15 protein-coding genes are annotated in these 20,416 nt (G+C 63.8%); 9 read left to right on the top strand and 6 right to left on the bottom strand.

Features of this window, described 5'->3' with window-relative positions; all coding sequences use genetic code 11:
• Positions 1-112 precede the first annotated feature (112 nt).
• Positions 113-6,406 (top strand): Tc toxin subunit A-related protein, encoded by a 6,294-nt coding sequence (locus tag BLT40_RS17670; RefSeq protein WP_079522955.1) that lies wholly within the window; start codon positions 113-115, stop codon positions 6,404-6,406.
• Here the strand turns inward: BLT40_RS17670 and BLT40_RS17665 are convergent.
• Positions 6,396-7,169: an FHA domain-containing protein gene (locus BLT40_RS17665; RefSeq protein WP_079522956.1), complete on the bottom strand. Its 774-nt coding sequence runs from the start codon at positions 7,167-7,169 to the stop codon at positions 6,396-6,398. The two genes, BLT40_RS17670 and BLT40_RS17665, sit on opposite strands and share 11 nt — an antisense overlap.
• 126 nt (positions 7,170-7,295) lie before the next feature.
• Between BLT40_RS17665 and BLT40_RS17660 the strand changes: the two genes are divergently transcribed.
• Both BLT40_RS17660 and infA read left to right on the top strand, forming a co-directional pair.
• Positions 7,296-7,571, top strand: coding sequence for a polyhydroxyalkanoic acid system family protein (locus tag BLT40_RS17660; RefSeq protein ID WP_036114590.1), 276 nt, complete (start codon positions 7,296-7,298; stop codon positions 7,569-7,571).
• 88 nt (positions 7,572-7,659) lie between these two features.
• On the top strand, positions 7,660-7,878 hold the full coding sequence (gene infA, locus BLT40_RS17655; protein ID WP_019466733.1) for a translation initiation factor IF-1: 219 nt from the start codon (positions 7,660-7,662) through the stop codon (positions 7,876-7,878).
• An 86-nt stretch (positions 7,879-7,964) separates the two neighbouring features.
• Here infA and BLT40_RS17650 read toward each other — a convergent pair whose 3' ends face one another.
• The 3 genes from BLT40_RS17650 to clpS form a co-directional block, all read right to left on the bottom strand.
• Entirely contained in the window at positions 7,965-8,564 is a 600-nt protein-coding gene (locus tag BLT40_RS17650; RefSeq protein ID WP_090355345.1) for an ATP-dependent Clp protease proteolytic subunit, read from the bottom strand.
• Between the two features lie 106 nt (positions 8,565-8,670).
• Positions 8,671-10,938 (bottom strand): ATP-dependent Clp protease ATP-binding subunit ClpA, encoded by a 2,268-nt coding sequence (gene clpA / locus BLT40_RS17645; protein ID WP_079522958.1) that lies wholly within the window; start codon positions 10,936-10,938, stop codon positions 8,671-8,673.
• Positions 10,939-11,018: 80 nt separating this feature from the next.
• Positions 11,019-11,351, bottom strand: a complete 333-nt coding sequence (gene clpS / locus BLT40_RS17640) for an ATP-dependent Clp protease adapter ClpS (RefSeq protein WP_079522959.1) — start codon at positions 11,349-11,351, stop codon at positions 11,019-11,021.
• 123 nt (positions 11,352-11,474) lie between these two features.
• Here clpS and BLT40_RS17635 point away from each other — a divergent pair, with 123 nt between their 5' ends.
• From BLT40_RS17635 to hflD, 3 genes are all read left to right on the top strand, one after another.
• Complete coding sequence (locus BLT40_RS17635) at positions 11,475-11,963, top strand: NUDIX hydrolase (RefSeq protein WP_079522968.1); 489 nt, start codon at positions 11,475-11,477, stop codon at positions 11,961-11,963.
• Positions 11,960-13,054: a tRNA 2-thiouridine(34) synthase MnmA gene (gene mnmA / locus BLT40_RS17630; RefSeq protein WP_079522960.1), complete on the top strand. Its 1,095-nt coding sequence runs from the start codon at positions 11,960-11,962 to the stop codon at positions 13,052-13,054. Before BLT40_RS17635 ends, mnmA begins: the two co-directional genes overlap by 4 nt.
• A gap of 82 nt (positions 13,055-13,136) precedes the next feature.
• Positions 13,137-13,763 carry a high frequency lysogenization protein HflD gene (gene hflD, locus BLT40_RS17625; RefSeq protein ID WP_079522961.1) on the top strand — a complete coding sequence of 209 codons (627 nt, stop codon included), beginning with the start codon at positions 13,137-13,139 and terminating at the stop codon, positions 13,761-13,763.
• 3 nt (positions 13,764-13,766) lie between these two features.
• Here hflD and BLT40_RS17620 read toward each other — a convergent pair whose 3' ends face one another.
• Positions 13,767-14,732 carry a LysR family transcriptional regulator gene (locus tag BLT40_RS17620; RefSeq protein ID WP_255364059.1) on the bottom strand — a complete coding sequence of 322 codons (966 nt, stop codon included), beginning with the start codon at positions 14,730-14,732 and terminating at the stop codon, positions 13,767-13,769.
• A 194-nt stretch (positions 14,733-14,926) separates the two neighbouring features.
• Here BLT40_RS17620 and acnA point away from each other — a divergent pair, with 194 nt between their 5' ends.
• On the top strand, positions 14,927-17,674 hold the full coding sequence (gene acnA, locus BLT40_RS17615) for an aconitate hydratase AcnA (RefSeq protein ID WP_079522962.1): 2,748 nt from the start codon (positions 14,927-14,929) through the stop codon (positions 17,672-17,674).
• Between the two features lie 79 nt (positions 17,675-17,753).
• Here acnA and BLT40_RS17610 read toward each other — a convergent pair whose 3' ends face one another.
• Entirely contained in the window at positions 17,754-18,188 is a 435-nt protein-coding gene (locus BLT40_RS17610) for a hypothetical protein (protein ID WP_079522963.1), read from the bottom strand.
• Between the two features lie 122 nt (positions 18,189-18,310).
• Here BLT40_RS17610 and BLT40_RS17605 point away from each other — a divergent pair, with 122 nt between their 5' ends.
• On the top strand, positions 18,311-20,008 hold the full coding sequence (locus BLT40_RS17605; RefSeq protein WP_079522964.1) for an AMP-binding protein: 1,698 nt from the start codon (positions 18,311-18,313) through the stop codon (positions 20,006-20,008).
• Positions 20,009-20,170: 162 nt separating this feature from the next.
• On the top strand, positions 20,171-20,416 hold a 246-nt coding region (locus tag BLT40_RS17600; RefSeq protein WP_090355343.1), incomplete at its 3' end, for a transposase.

The following is a 20,416-nucleotide window of genomic DNA, read 5'->3' as shown; positions in this document are numbered from 1 at the left end:
GCCTGACTTTGCGTCAGGACATCAGCGAATTTCACGACGGCTGAATGCTTGAAGGACTGTAATCCAGACCGTAAGCGGTACAGGATGCCGCCCTCGACGCAAGGAAGCGACCATGCCGATCCATGCCATCCCGAGCACCGGGATCTCCGCGAGTGACCTGGCCTCGGGCCTTAGCCGGCTCGGATTCATCTCCTGCCTGGACGTCGTCCGCCAGGGACGACACGCCTTTCTCGAACACGCCCGAACGATCGACACGCCAGCGGACGCCGACACCCCGACCGACGCCGATGCGCTCTACGACGCCGCACTGAGCCGCGCCTCATCGCTGGCCCAGTGGCATAACCGCCTCATTGCCCGCCAGTCCCCGACCACTCGCGCCCTCCGCAAGCTGGACGCGGGGGACGCGAGACAGCGAACCGTCGCAACCATCGGCGATGGCACGCAATACGACGACTGGTTCGCACGCGCCGGGAATTACGCCGCCACGGACTCCGTGGCCAGCCTGTTCTCGCCTGCGAGTTACCTCGTCGACCTCTATCGGCAGGCGAAAAAGCTGCACCTTGTGAGCAGCGTGTTTCACATCGACAAACGCCGACCGGATCTGGCGACGTTCGTACTCAGCCAGGCCAATATGGATGACGAGGTACCCAACCTGACCCTGGTCAATGAGATCCTCGCGACCGCCGTCGACGCCAAATGGAATCTCAAGGAAGAAAAGTCCCCGCCCTTCGAGCTTCCGTACGATGCCGACGCCGATCTCGTCGACGAGTGGATCCGAGCCCTCGGAACCACGGAGGCATTCATACTGGATGCTTTGTTCGATGATGTTGCCGACGCATTTGAACCGGCGGTGTCTTACAACGACAGCGCGCCCTGGCGCGCAACGCCGGAACTTTGCCGGGCGACGCTGCGCTGGGCCCCCGCGCGTATGGCAACCCTGGCCAAGGGCGCGACGCCCTGGCGAACGCCGACTCCCGAAAGGGTGACCGACCTGACGCGACAGACCGGGTTATCTGTCGGGCAAGTGCACGATCTCCTGGCGGTCGAGCCAGCGTTCGGACCCGACGGGTTGCGCACGAACCCGAAAACCTACGGCGCCTATTTCATCCACGATGGCAACAACCCCCTCCCGCCCGCCGCGTTCGAAATCGTGCATGACAAACCCGGCGACCCTGGCAAGATCGTCAACGGAGGCAGTGGCAACTGGGCCCGCATGCTCTGGTCGATCGCCATCCAGCGATCTCTCGGCATATCCTTCGAAGACATCGACTGGATAGGTCGACAAATCGATTATGACGTCACCGACCTCCGTGCACATGCGAGGCTCTACACGGCCTTCAGCCAGATTCGCGATCTCCACGGCCTTTCGGCAAACGCATTCGCCGGACTCGTCGGCGACCTGAACAGTTACGGTCGTCCGAGAGAAGCGTCGTTCCTGTGCACCGTCTATTCGCCTGCCATCCTTCCCATGCTCGGCAAGAAATACGATTTCCTGGCAAGTGCCGGCTTGGCAGAGAACACCCCCATGAAGTGCATTTGCGAGGCACTGGGCATGCTCCCGGACCAGGTCGAACGTTGCATACGAGAGGGCTTTGCGACGACCAGACAGGTCGAAGTCAATGTGCACCTGCTCAGTGGTCTCTACCGCGTCTCCCTTATCGCCAGGCTCGTCGGCCTGACCATGGGTGAAACCCTGGCGTTGTGGGCACAGATGGAAACGACTCTCGTCCAGCAGCTCTTCGAAACACGCGCATCCAATCTCGCGGAACGATCCATTCGCATCCTCAAATGCACTTACACCGTCGCCTGCTGGCTTCGCGAACAAAAAATGGACGTGGACACTCTCGTCCGCCTGACGGCGCGGACGCACGCGACGACCGCCGACGACAACATCCTGAAGTTTGTCGCCAATCTGCATCAGAGTGCACAGGAGGGAACCGACGCGGAAGGGCACGGTTTGAGTGACGCGCTAACGCAGGCCAGGATGATCTCGCAACTGTCCCGACACGTCGCCACGCATTTCGGCATGAAGGCCGAAGCGGCAGCAGCCATGCTCTCCTGGGTCGACGACGTGATCGAGGAAGCGGATCCGGAGCTGGCGGGATACGGTTCCGCGACGTTCTGGAAAGACGCATTCGCCAACCCGCAGACCAAGCATCCGCTGGGCCGCGACGACCTGCCTCCAAAGCTGGTCCAGTACGTGCGCGTGCTTACCCAGTTCGCCGAAGTCTGCTGCCGCTATGGCTTCGAGGAACAGGACATACGCCTCATCATCGCACCGAACGGATATAGCTCACCGATTTACAAGGGACAGACACCCGCACTGCGCCTGCCCACGCTTTTTCACCTGGCCTGGTACGCAGCATGGCGAGACGGCATTAAAGGGGATATCAGCCAGGCCAGACTGAAGCTCGTCGAGGCGGTACAGGCGAAGAAAGACGAATATGACGTCACCGAGTTCGCCATCCTGAACGCGTGGTCCGTGGACGATACGCAACACATCTTCACCGGCGTACTCAAGTCGAAAATAAGCACCGTGTCCGATATACGCTGTATTAAGGCGCGACTGGCTCAGTGCGACCTGCTGAGCATCGACCATCCGCAGCTAACCGTTTTCGAGTCGACGTTCGCGTTGATGGACTCAGCCGAGCCGACCTTCTCCGGTCGCGGCCAGCACGCGGCCATCGCGCGTGCCGCACTCAACCACGCGCCAGCCTCCGTGCAGCGCAGAGTCAGTGAGACCTGCGCCGAGCGTCTGCGCGACGCGCGGCTCGCCTGCTACATCCGACTGAACGACTGGGGCACACTGACCGGCCGCATCAACACGCCGGACGACCTCTACGAGTATCTCCTGCTCGATCCGCTCGTCACCGCGAAGCCCACCACTTCCCGGCTGGCCGAAGCGATCGCCAGCGTGCAGCTCTATATGCATCGCTGCAGGGAGGGCATGGAACCCGAAGTGATCGCATCGGCACTCGCCGAGCTGAAGCGGCCTGGAGGCTATTTTGACTACTGGGACGCCTATCACAAGCGCTACGGCACGTGGGCTGGCCTCCAGCGACTTCTCAGATACCCGGGCAGTTTTCTCGATCCCGCACTGCGATACCGAAAAACCGAAGCATTCAGCAAGCTGGAGAATTCGTTGGCTTCAGCCCGGCTGACCAAGGAGCACACCGAAACGGTGTTTCGCGAATTCGTCGCCGCGACGTGCGATCGTCTCGACATGCGGTACGACTCGGCGTTCCTCGTGGAGGACGGAAAAAATACTCACATATTCATGTTAGGTCACCTGGAACAGAACCCACGGCGGTACTTCTGGCAGCGCGTGGACAATCCCTACGTTTCGGCGTGGAAATGGTCTGACTGGCACGAAGTTACGTGTCAGCCGGGCAATAGGGAGCCGGTGAAACCCAGCATCTTCGTATATCGATCACGGCTTCACGTAGCGTGGTGGTGCGTCCGTCCCAGCAACGTGGCCAGCACGGATACGACACCCCTTTACGACGTAACCCTCATGATTGCCGTTCAGACGACGGATAGCGGATGGACGTCTTACACCTATGATGTGGCACAGGGAGCGAATTACACTTCCTTTACGGATGGGACCGTCAACGTCGGCGGAGATCACAGCTTCGGCATCGTAGCGGCCTTGTTCACGGGAGCGGTGATGAATCATTTTTTTGTCATTTCTCCCGACATGACGAAAAAACCCGAGGGCGAATGGCCTTCACATAATAATTTCTCACTCACCCTACGTGACGTCCCGGGGCGAATCCACGTACGGCAAACGCTTCATTACAGAGAGCTTGAAAATAGTAGGGACGACGACGGAGTCGTAGCAGACGACGAAGCCAATTCAACGAAAGTATCGAACTACTACGATGACTTTCCCCATGCCAGCCTTTTATTCGAGTATCCAGGAAAAGCTTCCGGCAAAGTGACGCTTGACCTGATCGATCTCTCTACCGTCATCGCCCATCGCTCGGTTTCCAGCCACCTCATTGCAGCGCTATCCCGGGGTATCGAGACGTTTCTGGCTTATCGTACTCAGCACGACATGCCGTCCGACTGGCCTGTCTGGCGTACGGGATATGGTTACTATTTGTGGGAGCTCTTCCTCCATGCCCCGCTACTCATCGCGAGCCGCCTGATCGACGAACAGGATTTCGACGAAGCCACTACCTGGCTAAGCCGGCTTTTTTCTTCGTCCGGGTATATTGGCACCGACGGTGCCCCGTTGCTCGACAGTGCCTACAAGCCGCTGTACTGGAATCCACTCCCGCTGCAAGACGACGTCAGCTGGGGTTCGACGGGGACGGAAAGCACCGATGACCCCGACATCATCGCGATGCTCGACCCCATGCACTACAAGCTGGCCATCTTCCAGCGCTGGCTGAAGCTCTACCTCGACCGCGGTGATCGCGCCTACCGGCAACAGACGCGCGATACGCTGACCGAAGCGAAGATGTGGTACGTGCAGGCGTCGCAACTGCTGGGTGAGCAGCCGTACTTTCACGTAGTGCCCGGATCGCTATGGCCCAACCCCTCGCTCTCGAAAGCGGCCACGTCGACCCTCGGCGCGCTGGATGTCCTCGAGGGCATGGTCGAACCCGGCGAGGAACTGCCCGCCGACCCGGGCCCTCGTGGCCAGATCGATCTCATCGACGGCGTGTTTCTCTCACCCCTGGACGACGACACCTTGCAGTGGTGGCCGCGCATCGCGATGCGCCTGCGTTATTTGCGTGCCGGTCTGTCACTCGACGGCCGACCGCTGGTCCTGCCTCTTTACGAAACACCGGTATCACCGCGCGAACTTCAGCAGCGGCGTCTCGCAGCCGGTGCGAATGGTGGTGACCTCGGGGGACCTGTCGCGACGATGCCGGTCTACCGATTCCTCTATGCCCTCGAACGCGCGCGCTCGATCGTTCGCGAGGTCATGCAGTTCGGCATGACCTTGCAGTCACTGATGGAACGAAAAGACGGCGATGCCATGGGCGCGTTGCGCGAGGACCAGGCGGTCGCTATCCAGGCGCTGATCAAAGACGACTACCTCGATCGTCAGCGGCAACTGCAGACGACCGAGCGAGGGCTGAAACAGAGCCGGGCTCGCGCCGAACAGCGACGGGACCACTATCAATCCCTGTTCGATCGCAACCTTCTGTCCGAGGAGACGGCGGCGCAGATCATTCGTTACGCATTGCCCCCGCTCTACCATCTGACGGCCGGCGCAGGCGCCGCCGCGGCATTCCTGGACACCGTACCGAATTCATACACCGCGGGAATGTCTTTCGGTGTCGGCGGCACCAAATGGTCGGCCATCGGCAACGCCGTCGTCCAGGGCATGCAGCTCGAAGCGGCCGGCATGGAGTCGGTGGCAGCCGGCCTTGAACAGAAAGCGGCCTACGCCGTACGCCGCGACGAATGGAACACGCAAAAAAAGCTGGCCGAAGGCGACATCGAACAAATCGATATCCAGTTGGAAATCAACGCCAGCGAACAGCGACAAGCCATCGATGCGAGCGAACTGCTCGACCTGCAATACGAGCATGCCAGGGCAACGCGCGACCTGCTCGCCACCCGTTTCAGTTCGCAGGAGCTGTTCGGCTGGCAGGCGAGCCGCGCCAGCACGCTGTATTACCAGTTGTACGACATGGCGCTTGGTCTGTGCGGTGAGGCGCAAAGTGCCTACACCTACGAAACGGGGCAGCCGGCGGGGTTCATCCTTCCCGGGGTCTGGGATGACCTGCATCAGGGCCTGCTGGCTGGAGAGGGATTGCTGCTTGGTCTGCAACGTATGGAACAGGCATTCCAGCAGCAGAACATCCGCCCACTGGAAGTGGAACGGACGGTATCCCTGGCGGCACTCGCCGACCAGCCACTGGCCGACCTGATCGCTGAGGTCATGGGGGCAGACGCGGGCGAGGGCATGAGCGTTCGCGCCAGTGGGGCGCTCAAGGTGGAGTACGGCGTGCAGGGACTCGATATCTCGTTCGCGCTCAAGGATGCAGGCATCGCGACGGATTACCCGACCTCGATGAACCTGGGCACCACACGGCGGATCAAGTCGATGGCACTGACCCTGCCCGCCCTCCTCGGCCCTTACGAGGATATCCGCGCACTGCTCAGCTATGGCGGCGCTTACGCCGGCGGCATGCCGCGTGGATGCCAGGCGGTGGCGATCTCGCGGGGGCTGGCCGACAGCGGGCAATTTGTCCTCGATTTCAGCGATGCGCGCTACCTTCCGTTCGAAGGCATCCCGGTCGACGACCCAGGCGAGATCCGCCTGAGTTTTCCCGACCCTGCCGACCGGCCGCAACGGGAGATGCTGCTGAGTATCACCGACGCCATCCTGCATGTGAGGTACACGATCCAGGAGGACGCTACGACACGACGGGTCAGAGCTTGACGAAGAGCACCAGCGCGATGCCGAGCGCGAGCAGCGCGGCGGTGAGGATCAGCCACCAGACGTCGCCGCGGGCGCCGCCGGATTCGTCGTTCGCCGCGTCGGCTTCGACCTCCGGCTCCGGCATGACGACGACAGGCTCTGCCGACCAGCCGGGGCCATCGACGACGAAGCGGTGTGCGGCCAGACCGATCTGGTCGCCGGGCTGCAACACGGCGCGGACGAGCTTGACGCCGTTGACGCGGACCGCATGCCGCGCGGGTACGCGGGACCCATCGAGAACCAGCTCACCGTCTTCCCACGCCAGCACGAGCAAGGCGGCGTCGTTGCCGGGCAACTCGAGCGGCAACGCCCCATGGGTGGCACCGAGTTCGAGCCGGTCGCCCACCGCGATCACGCGGCCGGACAACGGCCCCGCCACCGGGCGCAAGGCAACGGTGCACCGGGCGTCGGTCGGCTCGACGGTTTCGCGGGCATCGAGGTCGGCATCGTCCCGCAGCAACATGCGGCAGTCGCCAAGCGACAGGCTGTCGCCCGGACGCAGCAGCGCACGCTCGCGTACGGGACGGGCATTGACGTAGACACGGCCCGTCTCCGGGGCCACCTCGAGGACGAGGCCGCGGCGGTCGCGATGGATGGTGACGTGACGCGCGGCTACCTGGGTTTCGGACACGACCAGGTCGTTGTCCTCACCACGGCCGATCGTGAGCACGGGCCGTGACCAGTGGAAATCACCGCGAGCCGAGCTGACGAATTCGATGCGCATGGAGGAACCGGGACGTTGACGAAGCGACTTTAGCAGAGTGCGGTATCTGTTTGAACTTAAAGGTGTCGACGTAGCGTGATGCCGGTCCTGCTAGACTCCGTCGCTTTCCACGAACAGGAGACTCCCATGGCGAAGATCGACATCCGCCGCCCGCACGGCAGGACCGTGGCCGAGGCACGCGCCGTGGTCGAGAAAGTGGCCGCCCGCATGAGCGAGAAGTTCGGCACCGAAGGCAGCTGGAACGGCGACACCATGAGCTTCGCCCGGTCCGGCGTGAAGGGCGCCATCGCCGTCTCGGATACCGACGTGCACGTGACCGCCGAACTGGGCATGTTGCTCTCCCCGCTCAAGGGCACCATCGAGGAAGAAATCCGCAGGAAGCTGGACGAACACTTCGCCTGAGACCGCCCCGTGGGGTGACTCGGGCGGGCGGGCATGGCATACTAAGGGACTTATGCGGCCATTCCGGCCGTTCATCGACCCGGAACACATGGCAAAAGACGACGTCATCGAAATGGAAGGCACGGTCCAGGAGACCCTGCCCAACACCATGTTCCGCGTGCAGCTCGAGAACGGGCATGTCATTACTGCCCATATCTCCGGCCGTATGCGCAAGCATTACATCCGCATCCTCACCGGCGACAAGGTGAAGGTCGAGATGACCCCCTACGACCTGACCAAGGGTCGTATCACCTACCGTATGAAGTAAGCGCGTCTCGCGCTGCACCGGGTAGGTGCCGAAAAAAAGCCGCAGCTTTCGCCGCGGCTTTTTTGTTGTCGCGATTCCTGAGGGAATCAGTCGCGGCGCACGTCTTTGCGATGCTCGACGATGCGCGAGACCAGGCCGTACTTCACCGCGTCTTCGGCCGACATCCACAGATCGCGCTCGATGTCTTCGCGCACGCGCTCGATCGGCTGGCCGCTCTCTCGCGAGATGACGCCGGCGATGCGCTCGCGCGCCTTCATGATCTCCTTGGCCTGAATCGCGATGTCGCTGGCCTGACCACCCGCGCCGCCGCTGGGCTGATGGATGAGGAAGCGCGTCTGCGGCAGGCAGACGCGACGCTCGCGCGGCGCACCGAGGTACAGATGCGTGGCGGCGCTGCCGACCCAGCCGGTACCGATCATGTTGACCGGCGCGGTGATGAAGCGGACCACGTCGTGGATCACGTCACCCGACTCCAGGTGACCACCCGGCGACGAGACGATCATGTCGATCGGCGCATCGGACTCGGCGTCCAGCGCCAGCAGGCGACGGACGGTGTCGGCGGCGACGGTATCGGTGATCGTGCCGAACACCAGCACGGTACGCGCACGGAAGGCTTTCTCTTCAAGGAACGTGCTGCCCTGACCCTGACCGGCGTTCGGCTTGGGCTCGGTTTCGTTGCTGAACATGTGCGTTATCTCCATGGGGCAGTATTCATTTCTGGCGGCAAAAAAGGGCGGCCCGCAGGCCGCCCTTTCTCTCAAGCCAGCATTGCTTTCAATCCATCATTACGACTTAAGCCGTCACAGCCGCCGGCTCAGCCGACTCAGTTTCCACGTGAAGCTCGTCGCCGTCCACCGACAGCGTCACCTTGCCGCCATCGGCCAGCTTGCCGAACAGCAGCTCGTCGGCCAGCGCACGCTTCACCTTGTCCTGGATCACGCGAGCCATCGGGCGGGCACCCATCTGCGGATCGAAGCCGTGTTCCGCCAGCCAGCGGCGGGCCTCCGGCGTCACGTCGACGCTCACCTTCTTCTCGGTCAGCTGGGCCTCGAGCTCGATCAGGAACTTGTCCACGACGCGCAGGATGTGGTCGAAGTCCAGTGCGTTGAACTGGATGACCGCGTCCAGACGGTTGCGGAATTCCGGCGTGAACATCCGACGGATGGTCTCCATGGCGTCCGTGGCGTGGTTCTGCTTGACGAAGCCGATGCCGCGACGCGAGGCCAGCTGCGCACCCGCGTTCGTGGTCATGACGATCACCACGTTCTTGAAGTTCGCCTCGCGACCGTTCGTATCCGTCAGCACACCGCGATCCATGACCTGGAGGAGGATGTTGTAGACGTCCGGGTGAGCCTTCTCGATTTCGTCCAGCAGCAGCACGCAGTGCGGATGCTTGGTGATCTGCTCGGTGAGCAGACCGCCCTGGTCGAAACCGACATAGCCCGGGGGCGCACCGACCAGGCGCGAGACCGAATGCGCCTCCATGTACTCGGACATGTCGAAGCGCACCATCTCAATGCCCAGCTGCATGGCGAGCTGCTTGGTCACCTCCGTCTTGCCGACACCCGTGGGGCCGGCGAGCAGGAAGCTGCCGATCGGCTTGGACGGATCGCCCAGCCCGGAACGCGCCATCTTGATCGACGAGGACAGGGCTTCGATCGCACCGTCCTGCCCGAACACGACCATTTTCAGGTTGCGCTCGAGATTGCGCAGCACGTCGCGATCCGAGGCCGAGACCTGCTTGGCCGGGATGCGCGCCATCTTGGCCACGATGTACTCGATTTCCGGCACGTCGACCTTGCCCGTACGCTCGTCTTCCGGGAGCAGCCGCTGACGGGCGCCGGCTTCATCGATGATGTCGATGGCCTTGTCCGGCAGCAGGCGATCCGGGATGTGCTTGACCGAGAGGTCCACGGCCGCGCGCAGGGCTTCACCGGTGTACTCCACCGAGTGATGCTCTTCGAAGCGGGTCTTCAGGCCCTTCAGAATCTCGATGGAGTCGGCCACGGTCGGCTCCACCACGTCGATCTTCTGGAAGCGACGCGCCAGCGCGCGATCCTTCTCGAACACGCCCCGGAATTCCTGGAACGTCGTCGAGCCGATGCAGCGCAGCTCGCCGGACGCAAGCATGGGCTTGATCAGGTTCGAGGCGTCCATCGTGCCGCCCGAGGCCGAGCCCGCACCGATGATGGTGTGGATCTCGTCGATGAAGAGGATCGCGTTGGGCTGCTTCTTCAGCTGACCGATGACCGCCTTCAGGCGCTTTTCGAAATCGCCGCGGTACTTGGTGCCGGCAACGAGGGCGCCCAGGTCCAGCGACCAGATCGTGCAGTCTTCCAGCACTTCCGGCACCTGCCCCTCGACGATGCGCTTGGCCAGACCTTCGGCCAGGGCGGTCTTGCCCACGCCGGCTTCGCCGACGTAGAGCGGGTTGTTCTTGCGACGGCGGCAGAGCACCTGGATCGTGCGCTCGACTTCGTCCTGGCGGCCGATCAGGGGGTCGATCTTGCCCTGAATCGCCAGTTCGTTGAGGTTGGCGGCGTATTCGCTCAGGGGGTTGCCCTTGCCTTCACCGCCTTCCTCGCCGTCGCGCTCCGGATTCTGAGCGGCCGCTGCCGACTCGTCGCCGATCTTGGCGATGCCGTGCGAGATGTAATTGACCACGTCCAGCCGGGTGATTTCCTGCTGATGCAGGAAGTACACAGCGTGGGAGTCCTTTTCGCCGAAGATCGCTACCAGCACGTTCGCGCCGGTGACTTCCTTACGACCCGACGACTGAACGTGGTAGACGGCGCGCTGGAGCACGCGCTGGAAACCCAGCGTGGGCTGCGTGTCACGCTCGTCACCGGCCGGCAGTACCGGCACCGTTTCAGCGATGATTCGCTGAAGATCGGCCGAAAGTCGCGGAAGATCGACGCCGCAGGCGCGCAGGGCGGCCAGGGCTGAGGTGTTTTCAGTGAGCGCGAGGAGCAGGTGCTCGACGGTCATGAATTCGTGGCGCTGCTCACGGGCCTGCTTGTAGCAGTGCCCGATGGTGACTTCGAGATCCTTGCTGAACATACGGACCGTCTCCGATAGCTGTGGGCGGCGGGGACCAGCCCCATGTTTCATTGCCGCATGAACACCAGATGGGGGAGCGCCTACATTTTTTCCATAGTGCACAAGAGCGGGTGCTGATTCGACCGTGAGTACTCGTTGACCTGAGTCACCTTGGTTTCTGCCACCTCTCGAGTGAACACGCCGCACACGCCCTTCCCTCGCGTATGCACGTGGAGCATCACCTGGACCGCCCGCTCCTGATCCATGCCGAAAAACGTACGTAAAACCTCGATCACGAAATCCATGGGGGTGAAATCGTCATTCAGCAAAACCACCTGGAAGAGCGGCGGTTTTGCCGTTTCCGGACGAACGCTCTCGATCGCCAGCCCGTGGCCGCGATCGCTTTCCTGATCGTGTTCGTGTTCCTGGGACATTAATTGACAACCTGTCGGTACGCGATTCGATTATATACACCGGAATTCCGTCGTCCTCCGGCTCGATTTCCACAGGTGATGGCACAATATGCCTTTTTCCAGAGCCCACCCGACCTTCAGCCGATGCCGCCGACTTCCAACCAGCCTGAAAACGTCTGGCGCCCCCGTGCCACGGTGGCGTGCGTCGTCGCGCGCGGCGATCGCTACCTGATCGTCGAAGAGGATGTCTTCGGCGAAGTCGCTTATAACCAGCCAGCCGGTCATCTGGATCCGGGCGAGAGCCTGCAGGCCGCGGCGATCCGCGAAACCCTGGAAGAAACCGGCCACACCATCGCGCTCGACGCTTTCCTCGGCGTCTGGCAGTGGGCCAGCCCGGAGCACGGCGAACAAGTGCTGCGTTTCGGTTTTGCGGGTCATGTCACCTCATACGATGAGCATCGCCCCCTGGATGAGGGGATTCGCAGGGCGATCTGGCTGCGACGCGACGAGATCGCGGCGCTGGGCTCGCGCCTGCGCAGCCCGCTCGTGCTCGAGACGATCGACGCCTGGCTGGACGGACGCCGCCTTCCGCTGGACGCCGTCACCAGCCGCCTGCCCGAGCCCTCCGCGTGAAGGTGATCCTTGGTGTTTCCGGCGGCGTGGACTCGTCGGTGGCGGCCCTCCTGCTCCAGCAGGCCGGACACGAGGTCGAAGGCATGTTCATGCAGAACTGGGAGGAGGACGACCGCTCCGGCCCCTGCACCACCGACGACGACCGCAAGGATGCCGTGGCCGTCTGCGGCCGGCTGGGCATTCCGTTTCACGCAAGAAATTTCGCCGGCGAGTACTGGGACGGCGTCTTTGCCTACTTCCTCGCCGAGTACGCGGCGGGCCGCACGCCCAACCCCGACGTGCTGTGCAATCGCGAGATCAAGTTCAAGACCTTCCTCGAGCACGCGCAGGCCCTCGGCGCGGAGAAGATCGCGACGGGCCACTACGCGCGCGTGGATTTTCACGAAGGGCGCTACCGGTTGCTCCGCGCGGTGGATGCCGCCAAGGACCAGAGCTACTTCCTGCACGCGCTTGGGCAGAAGCAGCTCGCCGCCACGCTGTTCCCGGTCGGCGAGATCGAGAAGCCGCTGGTGCGCGAGATGGCACGCGAAGCCGCGCTGCCCACGCATGCGAAGAAAGACTCCACCGGCATCTGCTTCATCGGCGAGCGCGACTTCCGCGCCTTCCTGTCCGCCTACCTGCCGGCCAGGCCGGGTCCGATGGTCGATCCCGACGGGCGCGTCATCGGTGAGCATCAGGGCGTGATGTATTACACGCTGGGCCAGCGCAATGGCCTCGGCATCGGCGGCCGCGCCGACGCGCCCAACGAGCCCTGGTACGTGGTCGGCAAGGACGTCGCGACCAACACGCTGATCGTCGCCCAGGGCGGCGAGAACCGCTGGCTGCAGTCCACCCGGCTCACGGCCACCGATCTGACGTGGGTGGCAGGCGAGCCGCCCGCTCCCGCCTTCCGCTGCACGGCGAAGACGCGCTACCGGCAGGCCGACCAGGCCTGCGCCGTCGAGATCCGTGGCGACACCTTATATGTGTCGTTCGACGAGCCCCAGCGCGCCGTCACCCCCGGTCAGTCCGTGGTGCTCTACGACGGCGAGGCCTGCCTCGGCGGCGCGGTGATCGCCGCCACGGACGCCACCTACGGCGGCCTGGCATGACCCGGCGTCTCTACACGCCCCCTCTACGCTGTAGGAGCGCGCCTTGCGCGCGATCCCCTCTCATTTTTTCCAGGTTTTACCCATGAACGAAGAACGCGTCCTCGCCCTCGCGGGGGTTTTCCAGGGTGCCTCACTGGCCCAGCAACTGGCTACCGAAGGCCGTTGCGAAGATGCCGCATTCGAGGCGAGCGTGGGTAGCGTGTTCCGTATCGACGCGGATTCCGTCGCGTCCGTCTATGGCGGCGTCAGCGGCGTCCGCCGTGGCCTGCGCACCCTCGTGGCACAGTTCGAGGACGAGACCCGCGATATCGCGGTGATGCGGATGGCGATCACCGTGCTGCGGCTGGAGCGCTCTCTGTCGCGCCATCGCGGTCTGCTCGATCGCGTGCGCGAGGGCATCGTCGCCACGCAGCGGCAGGTGGAGCATTTCGGGATCGAGCACCCGAATGTCGCGGCGCGGCTGGCGGAGGTCTATTCGACCACGCTGTCGACGCTCAAGCCGCGCGTCATGGTGACCGGCAATCCGACGCACCTTCAGCAGAAGGCGAACGTGGATCGCGTGCGGGCGTCGTTGCTGGCGGCTGTGCGGTCGGCGGTGCTGTACCACCAGATCGGCGGGCGGCAGTGGCACCTGCTGATCTATCGTAAGCAGTGCGCGATGCTGGCGAGGGGGTTGCTGACGGGCTCCACGCTGGACGACGGGGGTTAAGGTCTACGAAGCGGCCGCATCCAGGCCCGGAATCGACCCGGCCAGCTCCCGCAACAAATCCCCGAACCGGTCCAGATCCTCACGCCACGGCGTGGCACTCCGCCAGTAAAGCGCGATATGACGGCCCGGTCGTGCCCCTTCCACCTGCGCCAGCACCACGTTGCGGATCGACCCCAGCCGCTCGTGCGCAAGAATCGGCACCAGCGTGTAGCCACCACGCATCGCCACCAGCGACGCCAGGCTTTCCAGGCTCAGGTCCTGAATCCGCTCCGGCCGCGCCGCGCCGGCCATGCCCAGGTCCGACACGCCGTTGCCGTGGCTCTCGGCCATCAGGGTGGCATCGGCGGCATCCAGCTCGGTGAGCGCCACGGAGGGCCGCCCGGCCAGCGGATGCGACGCGTTCAGCATCAGCTCGTACGGTTCGAAGAACAGCGCTGCGGATTCGAGTCCGGTGGCGGTCGTGCTCGGCGGCGCCAGCACGGCATCGAGCTCGCCTTCGTGAAGACGGCGCAGCAGCCCGCGTGGCTTGCCCTCGGAGATCGTCAGCCGCGCGCCCGGAAAACGCTGGGGGAACGGCTCGATGAAATGCGGCAGCAGGTAGGGTCCCAGGGTGGACGGCACGCCGAGGCGCAATTCGCCGCCAAACGCCACATCCCCGGCACGCGCGGCGTGCTCCAGGTGTTCGGCCGAACCCAGCACGGCCTCGATATAACCCAGCAGGCGCTGGCCGCCGACGGTCGGAACGACCCGCCGGCCGCCGCGCTCGAACAAGGGGACGCCGAGGGCCTGCTCGACCTTCTGTACCTGATGCGAGAGCCCCGACGGGCTGATGTACATGGCCCGCGCGGCGCTGGTGAAGCTGCCTTCGCGCGCCACCGCCTGGACCAGCGCGAGGTCGCGCAGCGACACCGACGACAGGGCCATCGAAATCATCGAACGCTGCGTGCCATCAAATACGTTTGCGCCCATCCGCTTACCGCTCCATCCTTTCGCCGCCGAATCATCGCCCGGCCCTGCCCCGAAGCCCGCCATTCTAGCCCGACGCCAGACTCGTGGCGGTCGCACAGGGGCCGCGGACTGCGCGATAATCGACGCTTTGGCGGAACCCCTGCGGGGTTTCTCCAGGCCTCCCCAGCTAAAGAACGTCACGCCAGGAGTACAGCATGAAAGATTCGTTCTCGGTACGAGACAGCATCGAAGTCAACGGCAAGCGCCACACGATCGCCAGCCTCGCCAAGTTCGGCGCGCAGCACGACATCAAGCGCCTGCCGTACTCCATGAAGATCCTGCTGGAAAACCTGCTCCGCCAGGAAGACGGCGTGAACGTCACCTCGAAGGAAATCGAGGCCGTGGCCAAATGGGACGCCAAGGCCGAGCCGGACACCGAGATCTCCTTCATGCCCGCCCGCGTGGTGCTGCAGGACTTCACCGGCGTGCCCTGCGTGGTCGATCTGGCCGCCATGCGTGACGCCGTCGCCAAGCTCGGCGGCGACCCGAACAAGATCAACCCGCTGGCGCCGGCCGAACTGGTCATCGACCATTCGGTGCAGGTCGACGCGTTCGGTTCGGAAAGCGCGCTGGAAGAGAACGTCGCCATCGAATTCGAGCGCAACCAGGAGCGTTACTCGTTCCTGCGCTGGGGCCAGAAGGCCTTCAACAACTTCAAGGTCGTGCCGCCGCGCACGGGCATCGTCCACCAGGTCAACCTGGAGAACCTCGCCCGCGTCGTCTTCACCAATGAAGTCGACGGCGAGTCGTTCGCCTATCCGGATACCGTCTTCGGTACCGATTCGCACACCACGATGATCAACGGCATCGGCGTTCTGGGCTGGGGCGTGGGCGGTATCGAAGCCGAAGCCGCCATGCTCGGCCAGCCGTCGTCCATGCTGATCCCGCAGGTCGTCGGTTTCCGCCTGAAGGGCAAGCTGCCGGAAGGCGTCACCGCCACCGACCTCGTCCTGACCGTGACCCAGATGCTCCGCAAGCTCGGCGTCGTCGGCAAGTTCGTCGAGTTCTTCGGCAGCGGCCTGCAGAACCTGCCGCTGGCCGACCGCGCGACCATCGCCAACATGGCGCCGGAATACGGCGCGACCTGCGGCATCTTCCCGATCGACCAGGAAGCTCTGAACTACATGCGCCTGTCGGGCCGCGACGAGGCGCAGATCGCGCTGGTCGAGACCTATGCCAAGGCCCAGAACCTCTGGCACGACGCCAACACGCCGGAAGCCGAGTTCACCACCGTGCTCGAACTCGACCTGGCCGACGTGCGTCCGTCGATGGCCGGCCCGAAGCGTCCGCAGGACCGCGTACTGCTCGAAGGCGTGCAGCAGAGCTTCCTCGACGTGGTCGGCCCGCTCACAGCCAACCGCAAGCCGAAGAGCCACGGCGAAGCCAGCTTCAGCAATGAAGGCGGCGGCACCGCGGTCGGCAACGAAGCCAACAACGTCGGCGAAGACGGCGGCGTGCTGGTCGAGAAGGACGGCAAGTCGTTCCGCATCAACGACGGCTCCGTCGTGATCGCCGCGATCACCTCGTGCACCAACACGTCCAACCCGGCCGTCATGCTGGCCGCCGGCCTCGTGGCGAAGAAGGCGGCCGCGCGCGGCCTGACCTCCAAGCCGTGGGTGAAGCCCTCGCTCGGCCCGGGCTCGCTCGTCGTCACCGAATACCTGAAGAAGACCGGTCTGCTCGAAGAGCTGGAAAAGGTCAATTTCTACGTGGTCGGCTACGGCTGCACCACCTGCATCGGCAACTCCGGTCCGCTGCCGGCCGAGATCAGCAAGGGCATCGCCGAGGGTGACCTCGCCGTGGCGTCCGTGCTGTCGGGCAACCGCAACTTCGAAGGCCGCGTGCATCCCGAAGTCAAGATGAACTACCTGGCGTCGCCGCCGCTGGTGGTCGCGTACGCCCTCGCCGGCACGCTCAACATCGACCTGACCAGGGATCCCATCGCCAACGGCAGCGACGGTCAGCCCGTGTACCTCAAGGACATCTGGCCGAGCAACCAGGAAATCTCCGACGCCATCGCGGGCGCCATCAATCCGCAGATGTTCAAGGACAGCTACGCCGACGTCTTCAAGGGCGACAGCCGCTGGAACCAGATCGCCTCGCCGGATGGCCAGACCTACGCGTGGGATGACTCCACCTACATCAAGAACCCGCCTTACTTCGACGGCATGTCCGCCGAAGCCGGCACCATCGAAGACATTCACGGCGCGCGCGCCATGGGCATCTTCGGCGACTCGATCACCACCGACCACATCTCGCCGGCCGGCTCGATCAAGAAGGACAGCCCGGCGGGCCGTTTCCTGATCTCGCGTGGCGTCGAGCCGAAGGACTTCAACTCCTACGGTTCGCGTCGCGGCAACGACGACGTGATGGTGCGCGGCACCTTCGCCAACATCCGCATCAAGAACCTCATGCTCGACGGCGTCGAGGGTGGCTTCACCCGGTACATCCCGACCGGCGAAGAAATGGCGATCTACGACGCCGCCATGAAGTACAAGGCCGACGGTACGCCGCTGGTCGTGCTCGCCGGCAAGGAATACGGCACCGGCTCGTCGCGTGACTGGGCGGCCAAGGGCACGCTGCTGCTGGGCGTCAAGGCGGTGATCACCGAGAGCTTCGAGCGTATCCACCGCTCCAACCTGGTCGGCATGGGCGTGCTGCCCTGCCAGTTCCAGGACGGCGAGAACGCGCAGACGCTCGGTCTGAAGGGCGACGAAGTGTTCGACATCACCGGCCTGAATGGCGGTGAGTCGAAGACGGCGACGGTCAAGGCCGTGCGTCCGGACGGTTCCGTCAAGGAGTTCACCGTGAAGGTGCTGCTGCTGACCCCGAAGGAGCGCGAGTTCTTCCGCCACGGCGGCATCCTGCAGTACGTGCTGCGTCAGCTGGCCAAGGCCGCTTAAAGCACCGCCAGGAGGCTGGCTCCTGCCAGAGCAGGCATCGCGCCGCTCTTGCAGGAGCCAGCCCCGCTGGCGATCTCATCTACAACGCCCGCTTCCAGCTAGCCGTAAAACAGCGCCACTCCCCACCGTCCTTACGCCATCCCGTCTCGACGTCATACGCCCCCGCGTTATCCGGCAACACGCCGCTACCGGCGGTAAGCGTCACGGTGAACCTCGCCACGCTCCGCTCGCCACGCGGCTCGACCGTCACCGGCCCCATCAGCACGTGGATGCCCTGCCCGCGCAATGCGAACAGGCGAACCATGTTCGACAACGCCCGCTTGTCGAATTGTCCGGCGTTACCGTCGAAGTCATCGCTAAGCGCGGCGACCGTGTCGGACGCCTTGCCCGCTTCGGCTCCCGCCGCCGTCGTCGCGATGGCCTCACGAATCCGCTCGTCATCCGGGGTGCCATGACACCCGGCCAGCGCGATGACAAGGGTGAAAACGAAGGCGAGGATCGACGGCAATCTCATGGTTTCTCCGGTTGATTTCACGCTGCGTTGCGGCTTGCCGCTATACGCACGCGTATGCTCCAATGCCGCATCGTACGGGACGTGTGCCGTGCGACAGTCATTTTACGGAGCGCGTCCGATTCATGAGCATTGAACGTCCCTGGCTTGCCCACTACCCGGCCGGCATCCCCGCCGATATCGACGTCAACGCCTACCGCTCCGTGGCGGCCGTCTTCGAAGAATCCTTTAAGAAATTTCGTGACCGTCCCGCCTACAAAAACTTCGGCAAGGTTCTGACCTACGGGCAGATCGACGAACTCTCTACCGCGTTTGCCGGCTACCTTTCCGGCGAACTCGGTCTGGTCAAGGGCGATCGCATCGCGATCATGCTGCCCAACCTCCTGCAGTACCCCATCGTGCTGTTCGGAGCACTGCGCCTCGGCCTGACGGTAGTGAACACCAATCCGCTCTACACGGCGCGCGAACTCCATCACCAACTGGAAGACTCGGGCGCGAAGGCGCTGGTCGTCCTCGACAACTTCGCGGCGACGGTGCAGCAGGCCCTTGACGGCACCAAGGTGCATCACGTCATCACCACCGGCGTCGGCGACCTGATCGGTTTTCCCAAGGGCAACATCATCAACTTCGTCGTCAAGCACATCCGCAAGGAAGTGCCTGCGTACAAGTTGCCGTCGAGCATCCGCTTCAAGGACGCGCTCGAGCGCGGCAAGTCGCACGCTCTGCCGCCCGTGGAAGTCGGTCACGACGACATCGCCTTTCTGCAGTACACCGGCGGCACCACCGGCGTGGCCAAGGGCGCGATGCTCACCCACCGCAACATGGTGGCGAACATGCTGCAGGCGGATGCCTGGATCAGCGGCTCGGCCAAGGCCGGCGAAGAAGTCATCGTCACCGCGCTGCCGCTGTATCACATCTTTTCGTTGACGGCGAACGGCCTGGTCTTTACGCGCATGGGCGCGATGAACCTGCTGATCACCAACCCACGCGACATGAAGGGCTTCGTCGAGGAGCTCTCGAAAGAGCGCTTCACCGCCATCACCGGCGTGAACACGCTCTTCAACGGCCTGCTCAACACGCCGGGCTTCGCCGACCTCGACTTCTCGGCACTGCATCTCTCGCTCGGCGGCGGCATGGCCGTGCAGCGCGCGGTGGCGGAGCGCTGGAAGAAGACGACGGGCGTGACGCTGGCGGAAGCCTACGGTCTCACCGAGACGTCGCCGGCCGCCTGCATCAACCCGCTGGACCTGAAGGAATACAACGGCTCGATCGGCCTGCCCATCTCGTCCACCTACGTGCAGATCTGGTCCGATGACGGTGACGTGCTCGGCTTCGGCGAAGTGGGCGAACTCTGCATCAAGGGCCCGCAGGTGATGAAGGGCTACTGGAACCGTCCCGACGAAACCGCAAAGGTGCTCGACGCCAACGGCTGGCTGCGCACCGGCGACATCGCGAAGATGGACGAGAACGGCTACGTCTACATCGTCGATCGCAAGAAGGACATGATCCTGGTCTCCGGTTTCAACGTGTATCCGAACGAGATCGAAGACATCGTCGCGCGCCACCCCGGCGTGAACGAAGTGGCCGCCGTCGGTATCGACGACGAGCACTCGGGCGAAGTGGTGAAGCTCTTCGTCGTCCGCAAGGACCCCTCACTGACCGAAGCAGCCCTCAGCGAGTACTGCCGCGAGAACCTCACCGGTTACAAGCGTCCCAAGCAGATCGAGTTCCGCGACAGCCTGCCGAAGACGAATGTCGGCAAGATCCTCCGTCGCGAGTTGCGCGACGAGGACCGAAAGAAACGCGCTGCCGCGAAAGCCTGAAAAGTGTAGGAGCGCGCCCTGCGCGCGACGCGTTCCGGCGCTGCCTGGCAAGGTTACGCGCCAGCTCCCGGCCACCGCCTTGAAACATGTCGCGCGCGGGGCTGTAGTGGCCGGGTTTTTCAGGACCACCAAGTAGGAGCAAAATCTCCTGCGAGGTGAATCATGGCTCATAGAAAAATTCCGGCAGCGGTCAAAGCCGAGGCAATACGACTGGTGGTCGAGGTGGGATATACCCCGCCTCAAGCCGCTCAGATGATGGGTCTGGGGCCGACAGCCCTGAGGCGATGGGTGGAGGAATGGCGCGAACGGCAAGCGGCGATACCGGACGATCCGGTGGAGCAGCGACGCCTCATCGCGCAGCTTCAGGGACAGCTGAAAGCCTCTGAAGACGCTCGTGCGGTGTTGGCA

It is taken from the genome of Dyella sp. 333MFSha, from assembly GCF_900102405.1.
Lineage (GTDB): Bacteria > Pseudomonadota > Gammaproteobacteria > Xanthomonadales > Rhodanobacteraceae > Luteibacter > Luteibacter mycovicinus.
This window is presented reverse-complemented; position numbering and strand designations above follow the sequence as displayed.

Bases quoted from the DNA above. Each gene is read 5' to 3' on its own strand.
- BLT40_RS17670 (WP_079522955.1), top strand. From the start codon at position 113: ATGCCGATCCATGCCATCCCGAGCACCGGGATCTCCGCGAGTGACCTG.
- BLT40_RS17650 (WP_090355345.1), bottom strand. From the start codon at position 8,564: ATGTTCAGCAACGAAACCGAGCCCAAGCCGAACGCCGGTCAGGGTCAG.
- clpA (WP_079522958.1), bottom strand. From the start codon at position 10,938: ATGTTCAGCAAGGATCTCGAAGTCACCATCGGGCACTGCTACAAGCAG.
- BLT40_RS17635 (WP_079522968.1), top strand. From the start codon at position 11,475: ATGCCGCCGACTTCCAACCAGCCTGAAAACGTCTGGCGCCCCCGTGCC.
- acnA (WP_079522962.1), top strand. From the start codon at position 14,927: ATGAAAGATTCGTTCTCGGTACGAGACAGCATCGAAGTCAACGGCAAG.
- infA (WP_019466733.1), top strand. From the start codon at position 7,660: ATGGCAAAAGACGACGTCATCGAAATGGAAGGCACGGTCCAGGAGACC.
- BLT40_RS17605 (WP_079522964.1), top strand. From the start codon at position 18,311: ATGAGCATTGAACGTCCCTGGCTTGCCCACTACCCGGCCGGCATCCCC.
- hflD (WP_079522961.1), top strand. From the start codon at position 13,137: ATGAACGAAGAACGCGTCCTCGCCCTCGCGGGGGTTTTCCAGGGTGCC.
- BLT40_RS17660 (WP_036114590.1), top strand. From the start codon at position 7,296: ATGGCGAAGATCGACATCCGCCGCCCGCACGGCAGGACCGTGGCCGAG.
- BLT40_RS17620 (WP_255364059.1), bottom strand. From the start codon at position 14,732: ATGGGCGCAAACGTATTTGATGGCACGCAGCGTTCGATGATTTCGATG.
- BLT40_RS17665 (WP_079522956.1), bottom strand. From the start codon at position 7,169: ATGCGCATCGAATTCGTCAGCTCGGCTCGCGGTGATTTCCACTGGTCA.
- clpS (WP_079522959.1), bottom strand. From the start codon at position 11,351: ATGTCCCAGGAACACGAACACGATCAGGAAAGCGATCGCGGCCACGGG.
- BLT40_RS17610 (WP_079522963.1), bottom strand. From the start codon at position 18,188: ATGAGATTGCCGTCGATCCTCGCCTTCGTTTTCACCCTTGTCATCGCG.